The sequence below is a fragment of the Solidesulfovibrio sp. C21 genome (assembly GCF_047785625.1).
Classification (GTDB): domain Bacteria; phylum Desulfobacterota; class Desulfovibrionia; order Desulfovibrionales; family Desulfovibrionaceae; genus Solidesulfovibrio.
Genome location: NZ_JBLODY010000096.1, coordinates 1 through 12,353, shown reverse-complemented (window position 1 = coordinate 12,353; position 12,353 = coordinate 1). Strand labels below are relative to the sequence as shown.

Genomic DNA, 12,353 nt, shown 5'->3' with positions numbered 1-12,353 from the left:
AGGGTTCCCTCCCCCGGTTCCGCATCTCTTCTCTAAAAGGATATACACACAACATGGCGTTGGAACGGTATGCCGGGCCGGGGTGCCTGGTGGAGTTCATGCAGGGCAACCAGCCTCAGGTCGCCTGGGTGTTGGAGGAATCTTCTGGCCGTTTGCGGCTTTACACGTTGACCAAGCGTGAGGAGAAGCTGGCCGCCTCCCGGGTGCTGCCCTGGATGGGGCCGCGCTATGACGGGACCAGGGACCGCAGCGAGATGCTGGAGATCCTGACCGCGCATCAGGCCCGGCGCGAGGCCGCGGCCAGGGCCATTGCCCCGCTGGAGCTGTGGGAACTGGCCCAGGGCGAGGTGCGCGAGGAATCGGCCGAGTGGTTCGCCGGGCTTGTGGGCGAGGCCCCGGACGTGGACGCCGTGGCGGCCATGGGGCGGGCGCTTTTAGGGTGCAAGACGCATTTCAAGTTCCATCCGCCCAAGTTCGAGGTGTTCCCGGCCGATCTGGTGGAGCGGCGCATGGCCGAGGCCGCCCTGGCCGAGGAACGCGAGAAGGTGGTGGTGGCCGGCCAGACGTTTTTCAAGGAGCTCTGGCAGGGCTGGCTTTCCGGCGACCGCAAGAAGGGCGCGAATCTGGCCGCCAAGCTCGATCCCGAGGCGGCGGAGAAGCTTAAGAAACTGCTGCACAGGCTCATGGCCGACGCCGAAGACCCCGAGTCCGCCACCCTGTGGGTCATGCTGAAAAAGGGCCTGCCCGACCATCCGTTCCAGGCCTATATCCTGGCCACCCAGTGGGGCATTGTCCCGCCGCACTACAATTATCTGCTCGATCAGGCCGATTACGCCGCCGGTGACGACTGGTGGCAACCGCTTGCCGCCGAGGTGGAGGCGCGTCGGGCGGGGCTTTCGGCCCTGTGCCAGGAGCCCGAACCCATTCCCTTTGTCAGCGTCGATTCCCCGACCACCCGCGACATCGATGACGCCTTTTACGCCGAGCCCCGCCCGGGCGGCGGCATCCGGCTGGTCCTGGCCCTGGCCGACCCGGCCCTGGACTGGGGATTCGACGGCCCGCTCGATAAGGCCGTGGCCTACCGGGCCTCGAGCCTCTATCTGCCCGAGGGGGTCAGCCACATGCTGCCCGAGGCGCTCGGCACCGGGCTTTACAGCCTGCTTGCCGGCGAGGTACGGCCTTCGCTCGTCATGGAGTGGGAGTTTTCCGAGGAAGGCGACGTGCTCGGTTTCGCCATGCGCAAGACCTTCGTCCGCCTGGCCGAAAACACCACCTATGCCGCCGTGGAAGCGGTTCTCGACGCCGGCGATGCGCCGCAGTCCTACAAGTTGGGCCATGCCCTGGCCGTCGCGCTGCGGCAAAAGCGCCTGGAGCGCGGGGCGGTGATCATCGAGCGGCCCGATCCGGACATCATGCTTTCGGGCTATCCCGATAACGTGACCGTGGAGATGGGGCTGTGCCCGGGCTATCCCAAGTCCCAGCTCATGGTCAGCGAGTTCATGATCCTCGGCAACACCGCCGCCGCCGAGTATGCGGTGTCGCGCGGCGCGGCCATGCTTTTCCGCACCCAGGACGCGACGCTTTCCCCGGAGATTCGCGGTGTGCACGGCGATCCGCCCTCGATCCAGCGGGTGGTGCGCGAGTTGCCCCCGACCCTGACCGAACCCGATCCCAGGCCCCACGCCACCCTGGCCGCGCCGGCCTATGCCCCGGTCACTTCGCCGTTGCGGCGCTACGGCGACCTGATCAACCTGGCCCAACTCGAAAGCCTCTTGCGCACCGGCGCGCCGCGCTGGAGTCGGGGCGAGCTGGAGGCCCGGCTGCCCGAGCTGACGTCGCGCCTCGAGGCCGTGGGCCGGGTGCAGCGGTTCCGGCCGCGCTACTGGAAGCTGTTGTACCTGCAATGCAACTGCCGTGAGCGCACCTTCGAAGGCGTGGTGGTGGACCTTGGCGGCGGCGGATTCGTGTCCCTGTCCCTGCCCGACATGCAGATGTATGTCCGGGCCACGAAGGACACCCTGGGCGACACGATTTACATCGGCCAGCGCTATGCGCTACGCCTGGGCAGGATCGATCCGTTGACGAACGAGCTGCGTGTGTTCGGCGCGGAGGAGATTCCGGCCCGGCTGCCCGAGGGTGCCGAGGCGTTTTTCATGGGCGCTGAAGGGTAGCGAGAGGGGAAGAAATGCCTCCGGCGGCCGGGGGGGAACTTTTTGAAAAAAGTTTCCCCCCGGACCCCCTTCAAAAACTGTTAAAAGGGGGGGGCGAGCCCCTCCCGACCGCCCCATCGGGGAAATTTCCACCGAACCTCCCTTTATGGGGAGATGATGGAGTTTGAAATGGGCCTTGCGCACGTTGCTTTCCTCTTGCTGACCTACCTTGTCGCGGCCTTTCCCTTCGGTCTGGCCGTGGCCAAGGCCTCCTGCGGCGTGGACCCCAGGCTTGCCGGCAGCCGCAACACCGGGGCCACCAATGTGGCGCGGCTTTGCGGCACGCGCTACGGCGTGCTGACCCTGGTCCTGGACCTGCTCAAGGGGCTGTTGCCGGTGCTGGTGGCCCGGGCCATGCACGGCGGCGCGGTCTTTATGACCCTGGTCATCGTCGTGGCCGTGGCCGGGCACATGTATTCGGTCTTTTTGTACGGCAAGGGCGGCAAGGGCGTGGCCACCACCATCGGCGTGTTTCTGGGCGCGGCTCCGCTTGCGGCGCTCTTGTCCGTGGCGGCCTGCGTGCTGGTCATCTGGGCCACGGGGTTCGTCTCCGCCGGTTCGCTGACGTTGGCCGTGTGCCTGCCCGTGCTTGTCTATTGGCTTGGCCCCTGCGCCATGACCTTCGCCGCCCTGGCCGTGGCGGTGCTGGTCATCGTCAAGCATCGCGAGAACATCTCCCGGCTGGTGGCCGGGCAGGAAAAGTCCTGGCGCAAGAGCCGTTAACCCCGCCGGACGCCCATGATGTCTATCCTTTATGTGCTTGTCGCGCTTTGCGCGTTGAATCTTGTCGCCATGTGGGGCCTTTCGCGCCTGCGGCGTGGCCGCGCCCGCACCGGCGGCATGGGTGTGCTCGTCGCCGTGGACGCCATGCTGGCGGCCCTGCTTGTCCTCGAAGTGGCCATGGCCCTTTTTTTCGCCCAGTCCGACGGCTTCAACATCACCATGTCCAGCCGCAACTGGTTCGCGCGCCATTGGCATCCGGTCAACAGCCTCGGCTATCGTGACGCCGAACCGCGTCCCAAGGCACCCGGCGAAAAGCTGGTGCTGGTGGTGGGGGATTCCTTTGCCGCCGGGCACGGCATCGACAACGTCGCCGACCGCTTCGGCGACGTGCTGGGCCGGGACCTCGGGGCGGGCTGGCGCGTGGCCAACGCCTCCAAGATTGGCTGGGACACCGTGGACGAGGACAAGGCCCTGGAAAGCTATCCCCAGACGCCGGACGTGGTGGTGCTGGCCTATTTCGTCAACGACATCTACCGGGCTGCGGAAAAAACCAAATTTCCGTTGCCGTTTACCGTGCAATTTCCCAGGGGGGCGGTGACCAAGTACCTGGTGGACCATTTCGCCCTGGCCAATTTCGTCTACTGGCGGCTGGCGCGCATGGGCAATGTGGAGGACGCGGCCAGGACGTTCTGGGACCGCCTGCGCTCGGCCTATGCCGATCCGGCGGTCTGGAACGAGCATGCCCGTGAGCTCGACGCCATCGTGGACTGGTGCCGGCTGCGCCACGTCCGGCTGATCGCGCTGATCATTCCGAGCCTTGCCGACGTGGCCGGCACCGCGCCCATGACCGCCCGCGTGGCCGCTTATTTCAAGGACCGGGGTGTGGAAACCGTGGATTTGACGTCGATTCTCGCCGGCCGCGATCCCGGGGACATGGTGGTCAACAGCGTGGACACCCACGCCAATGTGAAGCTCAACGCCGAGATGGCCGGGCTCTTGCAAAAGGCCATCCTCGCGCCCGCGCCGGCGGCCACCGGCGGTAACAAGGCCGTTTTTTCGCGGAATCCGGAGTAAGGAAGGACCCGTCATGGACAACGTGCTGCTTATCGTCGACATGCTCAACGATTTCATTTTGCCGGCAGGAGAGCTTTCTTTCCCGAAGGGGCAGGCGGTGATCGCGCCCATTGTCGCCTTGCGTAACGCCTTTCGCGCCGACGGCGAGGCCGTGGTCTACGACAACGACGCCCATCCCGAGGATTCCGAAGAGTTCGCGATCTGGCCGTCGCACTGCGTCATGGGCACGCCCGGGGCGCGTGTGGTCGACGCCCTGACCCCCGGCCCGGGGGACATCGTCTTCAACAAGGACTCCCTGTCGCTTTTCGTGCACACCCATGCCGCGGTCCTGCTGCGCAGCCTGGTTGCCGGCGGCGGCCGCCTGTACGTGGCCGGGGTAGCCACGGAGTACTGCGTCAAGGAAGCCGTGCTCGGCGCGCTGGAAAGGGGATTCGCCGTGACCGTGGTGACCGACGCCATCGCCGGCGTGGACCGTACGCCCGGGGACTGCGACCGGGCCATTGCCGCCATGCGCGCGGCCGGAGCCGCGTTTGCCTCGGCCACGGACGTGCTCAACCGGATCGCCTAGGCCGGCCTTCTTCCGTCGTCCCCGGGCCATCGGCCTTGTTTATGGTGAGCAGCATCCGGCCGTCCGGCAGGGCCACGACGTTGAAATCGAGGTTGCGGGTGATCCCGTCGCCGCAACGGACCGGATAGACCCGCCGGGAATTCGAGCCGAGTTCACCCTGCCAATCGGCAACCACCTTTGCCCGCAGCGTCGGGTCGGGGTAGGCCTTGTGCATCCAGGTCCGCGCGTCCGGAATGTCTTCCAGATCGTAGCCCACCAGATCGATGAAGCGCTGGTTGAGAAAAAGCGTGCGTCCGTCGGCCCCGACCAGGCTCGCGGCGTAGGGCACGTAGGCCAGCACCGAATCCAGGGTGTCGCGTTCGGCCTTGATGTCCCGTTCGAGTGTCCTGGCCGCCGTGATGTCCAGCGATATGCCGCAAAGGCCGTAGGGCCGTCCCGAGGCGTCGCAAAGCGGGGCCTTGGTGGTGAGAAATGTCCGGGTTATCCCCTGGGCGATGATTTCCTCCTCGAACGTGAGCGCCTGTCCCGTCTCCATGACCCGTCGGTCGTCCTCGCCGATGCGCGCCGCCACCTCCGGGGCGTGCACGTGTCCGGGCGGATGCCCGACGATGTCCGCGGCCGACCGGCCGAACAACTCTTCCATGGCCCGGTTGACCATGATGCAGCGCCCTTGCGGGTCCTTGAAATAGACGGCGCAGGGCACGTGGTCCAAAATGCCGCGCAACTGATCGTTGACGCGCCGCAGGGCCTCGCGTGTGCGGGCCAGGGCGGTGATTTCATCGGCGTGGAGCATGACCGTGTCCGGGGCGGCGGCAACGAAGGTCATGGCGAAAAGCCCCGGCTCGGTCGCGCCCGGCGGCCGGAAAAGCAGTTGGCGGCTTTCGGTCGTGCGCGATTCCAGGGCGCTCCAAAGGGCCAGGTAGACCTCCGGGGCCTCGTCGAAAATGGCTCCGGCCGGGGCTTCCAGGCAGGAGCCGATCCGTCCCTTGAAAAGAGCTTCGGCCGCCTTGTTGGCGCTTGAGAGCACCAGCTCCCGGTCGCGCAGTCGGAAGGTCAGCGTGGGCAGGGGAAAGTTGCGCAGGTGGTTTTGCAGGCGCTCCTCGCGCTCCGCCAGCTCCTGCCGCGCCAGCTTGCGGGCGGTGGCGTCCTCCACGAACCCCTCGACCACGGACTCGCCCGTCTCGGAAACGGTCAGCCGGGCGTGCAGGTTGCCGGTGAATTCCGTCCCGTCCTTGCGCAGATAGGGGTTTTCGAAACTGCCGATTGTGCCGTCCCGGGACAGCCGGCGCACGATCTCGTCACGACGCTTCGGGTCGCGGTAGCACAGCCCGGCGTTTTGCCCGAGGTGGTCGTACATGTCCTTTGGCGAGGCATAGCCGAACATCGCGGCCATGGCCGGGTTGGCGGTGAGCAGCCGGCCCGAGGCCAAGGCCCGGAAAATGCCGATGGGCGCGGCGTCGAACAGCTGCCGGCAACAGTCTTCGCCGTCGGCGGAGCCTGAGGCGACCCGCCGTTCCACCGTGACGTCGCGGCCGTAGCAGTTGGCCTCGCCCCAAAGCGGGGATGGCGTCGCGACGATGGCGAAAATGCATTCGCCGACGGGCACGTCGAGTTCCTGGCGTGTGCCCGTCTCCCGGACCTTGGCCACACAGGCGGCGAGTTCCGCCGTCACGGGCCGGCCCACGGCCATGCCCAGGGCGTCGAGCAGCGGGGCGCAGGCGGCGTTGGCGTAGGCAAGGTGCCCGTCGCGGCCCACGCGCAGGACGGGAAAGGGATTGTCCTCGGGGAAGCGGGCCATGGAACGCAGATGTTCCTGGGCCTGCTGTTCGGTGGTCACGTCCTGGACGGTGCCGTGGTAGCGCGCCACCTTTCCCGTGGTATCGACCTCGGAGCGGGCCACGGTCCGGGCATGCCGCCACAGGCCGTCGGCGCGCCGAAAGCGGTAGGTGTAGTGCAGCTTGGAACTCTTGGCTTGCAGCCGTCGGCGCGCGGCCTCCACCCTGCTCCGGTCCTCGGGATGGACCAGGGCCAGGAAGTCGACGTAGCTTAAGGACGATCCGTTTGGGGGCAGGCCGAAAATACGGAAGCATTCCTCGGACCAGACGGCCTCGCCGGTGACGAGGTCCCGGCTGAAGCTGCCCACCCGCCCCAGGCGCTGGGTTTCGCGAAACGAGGTCAGAAGCGCGTCCGCGTTGGCGCAGGCGGCGACGTCCGCGTCGGGGCGGGCGCGCAACCGCCGGATGAGGCTGGCGAAGGCCTCGGGCCGGGCGAGCAGGGCTTCCCGCACGTCCGAGGCGATCTTGCCGGCCAGGGCGAGCAGGACGTCGGGGTTTTCGCCCAACTCTCCGGCCAGGGCCAGGATGTTCTTTTCGGACAGGCTCGGGACCGCGCCGCGTTCCAGGCGGCTCAAGTAGGACGGCTGGATGCCCAGGCGCGCGGCCAGGCGGCGCAGGGAATAACGCGGGTCATCGGCCAGAAGGGCCAGCCGTCTGCGACGAATGTGCTCGCCGAAAGAATGGGGCTCCATACTTCGTGCACCATACAGTGCACGGGGGATCGTGGCAATGTTTCCGGTGCTTTTTCCCGTTATGCCGACACGATTTCGGGAAAAAAGGCCGTTGCCCGGGCCGCGCTTTCGATGCCGTGTCGCAGCGACTCCGGATCGACCGCCTCGCCGGCGGCGAGCAGGCGCGCCGCTTCCCCGGTCATTTTTTCCAGCTCGGGCCGTTCGGAATCGGTGAAGGCGGCGAGGGTCGTGGCCGCCCGTTCCGACTTGCCGAGCGCAAGCAGGGTCAGCCCCAGACACAGGCGGGCCATGGGTTCGCCGCCGCCGGTCAGGCGCAGCACGTGCTCGAACTCCACCCTGGCCTGGATGTATTGTCCCAGGGCGTACAGGGCGTAGCCCAGGCGCAGCCGCACCGGCGCATTGGACAGGTCGCCCCGGGTCGAGGCGCGGTAGGCGGCGACGGCGGCCGTATAGTCTCCGGCGGCATAGGCCGCGTCCCCGGTGGCATGGCGGTCGGCGGCGGCCGCCGCATCCGGGGCCTGGGGGGCGGGGGAGGTGTCCCGGCCGAGCAGGGCGCGGACGAGGTTGCGGCGGGAAACGGTGGGCTGGGTATCGGGTTTCATATTCCGGAACCTCCGTGGTGTTATTGGCGTGGCAAGGGTGCGGCAGCGAAAAAGACGGACTCGATGCCCCGGATGCGGGCGTCGCCGGCCTCGGCAACCTGTTCCAGCGTCTCTTCGGCGATGCCCAGGGAGAACCAGGCCGCCTCGGACAGGGCGGGAACGGGTTCGCCGGAAAAGGCCGGCCAGGCCCAGGCCGTGGCCAGGATGTCGGCAACGTGGACAAGGGCGGTTTCGCGTGTTTCGGGCCGTCCGTCGGGCCGCAGATGGTCGGCGACCATGGCGGTGAGCGCCTGGGGAAAATGCCAGCGCGTCAAAAGCGCCCGGCCCACGGCCGTATGGTCGAACCCGAGTACCACGCCTTCCGCGACGGCGATGGGCAGGCCCTCCACCCGCGACAGTAAAAGAGCCCGGCCGGCGGCGGCCGGCAGCTTGCGCAGGATCACGAGCTGGCCGATGTCGGCCAGCAGACCGCCGACGAAAACCCGGTCCGGTGCGGTCCCCGGACAATCCGCGGCCAGAAGCGAGGCGTATACCCCGCAGGCGGCGGCGTGCCGCCAGAAGGCGCGCATGTCCCAGAGTTCGGGGGCGATGTCGTCAAAGGCGCTGACCGCCGCCAGCCCCATGGCCAGGGTGGTCAGTTCATTGAGCCCGACCATGGACGCGGCCCGGCTGATGGAGTCGATGGGGCTGCGCGAGCCGTAGTGGGGGCTGTTGACGAGGCGCAGCAGCTTGGCCGTCAGTCCCGGATCGCTGCCGATGCAGTCGGCCAGTTCCTGGCTCGAGGTCGTATCGGATTGCAGGGCGTCGAGCAGGCGGGCGTGCACCTCGGGCAGGGTGGCCAGTTCCACCTCGTCCGAGACAAGGCTGGCCGGATCGACGGCCGAGGCGGAAAAAAGTTGTTGCTCGGGCGGCGGTCCGAGCAGGCAGGCGGCGGATTGGAGTGTATCCCAGTCGGCCCCGGCGTCGAGGGTCTGGGTGGCGGCCCGCTCCGCGGCCAGATCGAAGACCGTTCGGCCAAAGGGCGTCTCGAGGTCGAAAGCGGAAAAGCGCGGCCGCAGCAATTCCCGGCAGCGCGCTTCGACCGCCGCGAACTGCGACGCCGTATCCTCCGGCTGGGCTTCGTCCGATACGATGGCCACGTCGCGCACGCCGTAAGCCCGCATGGCCCGGATTTGCTCCTGGTCAAGCGCGGCGCCCTGGGGGACGACAAGGGAACCCTCCTGGCCATGCACGTCTTCCGCGGCAATCATCCCGTCTTTGACGTCGTCGATACTGACCGTAACCACCGTGCCCGGTCCTCCCGTCTTTCCGGCCGGGGCGGTGACCGCCTTGGCCGGCGGCCGTGCGCCACGGCCTCTTGCGATTAAGATTGTAATAAAGCTAATCGAAAGAGAAGGGGGGCGCGAGGCCTATCTTGCCCGGCCTTTTCGCTTTGTCCTGGCTCTCTGCGTTAATATACCGGTTTTTTTAGCTATAAAAACAAATTGGGGCGGCAGGCAATATTGGCCCCGGATTTGCTATTAACAAGTCGAGAGCGGTGGGCGAAAGCCGAAACCACACCGCGCCAAATCACCTGGCCGTGGCGGCCACCCCCTAGCCTCCTCCCCCAACACGCCACCACGGCCTTTTTAGGAAGCCGTCTGGGCCACTCCCTGGGCCTGGGCGGCTTCCGCTTTTTGTGCCGCGAGCCCCTCCGTCATCCTTGAACAGAGGCCGATTCCTGATTATAGCCTTAAAAGCCGGTCAGCGGCTCCGGCCGCAACTGTGTAAAATTCGTGACAGCCGCGTTGCCGGGCGATCAGGAGCAGTCCTTGGAAAATACGGATCATGACGGGCCCCAGGGGCCCCAGGCATTTTTGGATTTCCTCACCCAGCGCCTGGCCAAGCGCCAGGGCGAGCTGGAACAGGCAGTCAAGTTTTCAAGTCACTATAATCAATTGGAAATAATCGTGTCGGAGCTGAAAAACATTCGGGCCAAATTCGTAGGTTTCATGCGCCGCGAGGGGTTGTTGTGATGGGCTCTCTGCGCGTTTTGACCGTCCGGGCCGCCTGGTGCCTGCTGGTTCTTTTGGCCCTGTCCGCCGGTCCGGCCCGGGCGGGAAAAGACGTTCCCGGCCGGGGGAAGGAGATCGCCGGCCAGTGGACGGCCTCGGTGCTGGGCCAGGAAGTCACGGCCAGCTTTACCCGGCAGGGCGACATGATTTCGGGCGTTATCGTGATTCCGGATATCGTCAGCGGCGGGAGCAATACCTACCACGTGGCCGGGGTGGTCCTCGGCGACGATTTCGCCGCCCAGCACGGCAGCGGCCATCTGCTCAAGGGAACCGTCGTCGGACCGAACGAGGCCCACGCCGTCTTCACGCCCAAATCCGGCCCCGCCATGAACCTCGTCTTGAAGCGCCGCCCGGGGTCGTGAGGGAGGTGAAGAACCGGGGGGAAACTTTTCTGAAGAAAAGTTTCCCCCCGGGCCCCCTTTCCAAAGACTATCGATAGTTACGGGGCGCTACCGTTACATCACCCGTAATCATTGAAAGTTTTAGGGAGGGGAGAGCGCGAGAGGGGAACCCCTTTTTCAAAAGGGGTTCCCCTCTCGCACTGATTTCACCTTTCCCGAACCTGGCCAGCGGGCACCACGGGCACGCTTTCATCCTTGGCCCGGTCGGTCCAGGTCCGTTTGATCGTCTCCACTTCGTCTTCGGTCAACTCCGCTTCCATAGCGTCGAAAATCCTGTTGCGCAGAAAGACAAGGTCCTGATAACTTTGGGCCTTAGTGACCATTTCCAGGTAATGGGCAAGGTTTCCCATGGCGGCAAAACTCCCGGGCGCGTTGCCATGCGCCTCTGGGGAGAGGTGTAGCCGAGGCGGGCGCGAGCGGCAACATCGGTTCAGCCTTCCGGACTGTTGAAGGTTCCGCACTTGGCGCAGACGAACCCGGCGTATTCGGGCACGCCGTTCTCGTCGAGGGAGACTTCCACTTCATTGCGCTCGGAACAGTTGGAGCAGTAGACCAGGGCGATATGGGTTTCGGGGTCATAGTCGCATTCCACACCGCCCAGAATCACCGTTTCACTGGAAGCCATAGCAGAACTCCTTGGCGCGACAGGGGCGCTTCTTGTTTCTTGTAAGACAATTTGCGGTTCTGGCAAGCGGGCCGGGAGATTTTCCCCCATTGCCAGACGCCGCCGGCCACGCTATCCCCACCCGACCGCGCCAAGCGCATCAAGGAAGCCCATGCCCGATTTCGTCGACGCCAGCCCCCTTATTCTCCACGACGCCTTCGCTTTTCCCGGCGGCGGCGAGAAAGTGGCCGTGACCCTGGCCCGGGCCTTTACCGCGCGCCTTTTTACGGGGACCTATGCCCCGGCCGCCTTCCCCGACGGCTATTTCGGCCCGGCCGCGCCGCATAACCTCGACGCGGCCCGCAACCATCCCCTGGCCACGCGCGTTTCCAAGACCCTGGCCATGTCCCTGGCCTTCGAGAATTTCCCCCGCACAGGCACGCCCTTCGCCATCCACAGCGGCGCCCTGGCCCCCCTGGCCCACGCCCGCATCCACGGTCCCCAGATCCTCTATTGCCACACGCCGCCGCGCATCCTCTACGATCACCGCGAATTTTACCTGTCCCGCCAATCCGCCCTGCGCCGGCCGCTCTATGCCCTGCTTTTGGCCCGCTACCGCCGCGCCTACGAACGCGCGGCCCGGGCCATGGACGCCATCGTGGCCAATTCCGAGACCGTGCGCCGCCGCATCGAGCGCTTTCTGCACCTGCCGGCCACGGTCGTGCATCCGCCCGTGGACACGGCCGCCTTCCGGTTCCTCGCCCAGGAATCCTTCTACCTGTCCACGGCCCGGGTGGATGTGCTCAAACGCGTGGACGTCATCGTCGAAGCCTTTCGCCATATGCCCGACAAGCGGCTGGTGGTCGTCTCGGGCGGCTCGGAACTTTCCCGCGTGCGCGCCCTCGCCGCCGGCCATCCCAACATCGACGTCCTCGGCTGGACGCCCGACGACGACCTGAAACGTCTCGTCGGCTCCTGTCTGGCCACGATCTACATCCCGCGCGACGAGGACTTCGGCATTTCCCCGGTGGAATCCATGGCCGCCGGCAAACCCGTGCTCGGCGTGCGCGAAGGCGGGCTGACCGAAACCGTCCTCGACGGCGAAACCGGCATCCTGCTGCCTCCGGACCCCGGCCCGCGCGATGTGGTGCAAGGCATTGCGGCCCTGGACGCGGCCCGGTGCCTGGCCATGCGTCCGGCCTGCCAGGCCCGGGCCAAGGCCTTCGGTGAAGGCGTTTTCGTGGAGCGGATGCGGCGTGTGGTCGATGGCGTGAGGCGGGGATAGGCCAGGGCGCTGCCCTGGACCCGGTGGGGCTCCGCCCCTGCACCCCGCCGGGAGGCCACGGGCCCCCCGGACCCCCCATCCCGGTTGTGCGGGAGTGGGGCGACTTGCTTTGGGCGGCGGGACGACGGACGTTTGTCGCCGCAATCGGCCCGGCGGCACGAGGCGCGTTGCGCCTCGACGCCGGACGCGATTGCGGCGACAAGGTGCGCCAGCGGCGAAGCGCCGCATGGAAAGGCAAGATGGGCGGCAACCCTTTAAGAGTTTTTGGGGAGGGAGGGGGCCCGGGGGAGGGAACCCCTTTTTGC

12 protein-coding genes are annotated in these 12,353 nt (G+C 66.6%); 7 read left to right on the top strand and 5 right to left on the bottom strand.

The window, feature by feature from the left end; all coding sequences use genetic code 11:
* Positions 1-53: 53 nt before the first annotated feature.
* The 4 genes from ACMZ6R_RS18550 to ACMZ6R_RS18535 all read left to right on the top strand — a co-directional run bounded on the left by ACMZ6R_RS18550 (position 54) and on the right by ACMZ6R_RS18535 (position 4,575).
* Complete coding sequence (locus ACMZ6R_RS18550; protein WP_416114267.1) at positions 54-2,171, top strand: ribonuclease catalytic domain-containing protein; 2,118 nt, start codon at positions 54-56, stop codon at positions 2,169-2,171.
* A gap of 168 nt (positions 2,172-2,339) precedes the next feature.
* Positions 2,340-2,933 (top strand): glycerol-3-phosphate 1-O-acyltransferase PlsY, encoded by a 594-nt coding sequence (gene plsY, locus ACMZ6R_RS18545; RefSeq protein WP_416114265.1) that lies wholly within the window; start codon positions 2,340-2,342, stop codon positions 2,931-2,933.
* A gap of 18 nt (positions 2,934-2,951) precedes the next feature.
* The gene (locus tag ACMZ6R_RS18540) at positions 2,952-4,007 is read left to right on the top strand and encodes an SGNH/GDSL hydrolase family protein (RefSeq protein ID WP_416114263.1); all 1,056 of its coding nucleotides are present in this window, start codon (positions 2,952-2,954) and stop codon (positions 4,005-4,007) included.
* 13 nt (positions 4,008-4,020) lie between these two features.
* Positions 4,021-4,575: a cysteine hydrolase family protein gene (locus ACMZ6R_RS18535; RefSeq protein WP_416114261.1), complete on the top strand. Its 555-nt coding sequence runs from the start codon at positions 4,021-4,023 to the stop codon at positions 4,573-4,575.
* Here ACMZ6R_RS18535 and ACMZ6R_RS18530 read toward each other — a convergent pair.
* Genes ACMZ6R_RS18530 through ACMZ6R_RS18520 form a run of 3 tightly spaced genes read right to left on the bottom strand, consistent with a single transcriptional unit; the run spans position 4,559 to position 8,990 of the window.
* Complete coding sequence (locus ACMZ6R_RS18530; RefSeq protein ID WP_416114259.1) at positions 4,559-7,102, bottom strand: PAS domain S-box protein; 2,544 nt, start codon at positions 7,100-7,102, stop codon at positions 4,559-4,561. The two genes, ACMZ6R_RS18535 and ACMZ6R_RS18530, sit on opposite strands and share 17 nt — an antisense overlap.
* A gap of 59 nt (positions 7,103-7,161) precedes the next feature.
* A complete protein-coding gene (locus ACMZ6R_RS18525) occupies positions 7,162-7,704 on the bottom strand; it encodes a tetratricopeptide repeat protein (protein ID WP_416114257.1) in 543 nt (180 codons plus the stop codon).
* Between the two features lie 20 nt (positions 7,705-7,724).
* Positions 7,725-8,990: an HDOD domain-containing protein gene (locus ACMZ6R_RS18520; RefSeq protein WP_416114255.1), complete on the bottom strand. Its 1,266-nt coding sequence runs from the start codon at positions 8,988-8,990 to the stop codon at positions 7,725-7,727.
* Positions 8,991-9,515: 525 nt separating this feature from the next.
* On the opposite strand from ACMZ6R_RS18520, the gene ACMZ6R_RS18515 reads away from it, so the two are divergent.
* Both ACMZ6R_RS18515 and ACMZ6R_RS18510 read left to right on the top strand, forming a co-directional pair.
* Entirely contained in the window at positions 9,516-9,719 is a 204-nt protein-coding gene (locus ACMZ6R_RS18515) for a hypothetical protein (protein ID WP_416114253.1), read from the top strand.
* Entirely contained in the window at positions 9,719-10,120 is a 402-nt protein-coding gene (locus ACMZ6R_RS18510; protein WP_416114251.1) for a hypothetical protein, read from the top strand. The genes ACMZ6R_RS18515 and ACMZ6R_RS18510 overlap by 1 nt, the downstream gene beginning before the upstream one ends.
* Before the next feature lie 185 nt (positions 10,121-10,305).
* Here ACMZ6R_RS18510 and ACMZ6R_RS18505 read toward each other — a convergent pair whose 3' ends face one another.
* Complete coding sequence (locus tag ACMZ6R_RS18505; protein ID WP_416114249.1) at positions 10,306-10,509, bottom strand: hypothetical protein; 204 nt, start codon at positions 10,507-10,509, stop codon at positions 10,306-10,308.
* Between the two features lie 80 nt (positions 10,510-10,589).
* Positions 10,590-10,784, bottom strand: a complete 195-nt coding sequence (locus tag ACMZ6R_RS18500) for a hypothetical protein (RefSeq protein WP_416114247.1) — start codon at positions 10,782-10,784, stop codon at positions 10,590-10,592.
* Positions 10,785-10,935: 151 nt separating this feature from the next.
* Here ACMZ6R_RS18500 and ACMZ6R_RS18495 point away from each other — a divergent pair, with 151 nt between their 5' ends.
* Positions 10,936-12,048: a glycosyltransferase gene (locus ACMZ6R_RS18495; RefSeq protein WP_416114245.1), complete on the top strand. Its 1,113-nt coding sequence runs from the start codon at positions 10,936-10,938 to the stop codon at positions 12,046-12,048.
* Positions 12,049-12,353 lie beyond the last annotated feature (305 nt).

Excerpts from the sequence above, each read along its gene's own strand:
- ACMZ6R_RS18550 (WP_416114267.1), top strand. The coding sequence starts at position 54 with ATGGCGTTGGAACGGTATGCCGGGCCGGGGTGCCTGGTGGAGTTCATG.
- plsY (WP_416114265.1), top strand. The coding sequence starts at position 2,340 with ATGGGCCTTGCGCACGTTGCTTTCCTCTTGCTGACCTACCTTGTCGCG.
- ACMZ6R_RS18540 (WP_416114263.1), top strand. The coding sequence starts at position 2,952 with ATGTCTATCCTTTATGTGCTTGTCGCGCTTTGCGCGTTGAATCTTGTC.
- ACMZ6R_RS18535 (WP_416114261.1), top strand. The coding sequence starts at position 4,021 with ATGGACAACGTGCTGCTTATCGTCGACATGCTCAACGATTTCATTTTG.
- ACMZ6R_RS18530 (WP_416114259.1), bottom strand. The coding sequence starts at position 7,102 with ATGGAGCCCCATTCTTTCGGCGAGCACATTCGTCGCAGACGGCTGGCC.
- ACMZ6R_RS18525 (WP_416114257.1), bottom strand. The coding sequence starts at position 7,704 with ATGAAACCCGATACCCAGCCCACCGTTTCCCGCCGCAACCTCGTCCGC.
- ACMZ6R_RS18510 (WP_416114251.1), top strand. The coding sequence starts at position 9,719 with ATGGGCTCTCTGCGCGTTTTGACCGTCCGGGCCGCCTGGTGCCTGCTG.
- ACMZ6R_RS18505 (WP_416114249.1), bottom strand. The coding sequence starts at position 10,509 with ATGGGAAACCTTGCCCATTACCTGGAAATGGTCACTAAGGCCCAAAGT.
- ACMZ6R_RS18500 (WP_416114247.1), bottom strand. The coding sequence starts at position 10,784 with ATGGCTTCCAGTGAAACGGTGATTCTGGGCGGTGTGGAATGCGACTAT.
- ACMZ6R_RS18495 (WP_416114245.1), top strand. The coding sequence starts at position 10,936 with ATGCCCGATTTCGTCGACGCCAGCCCCCTTATTCTCCACGACGCCTTC.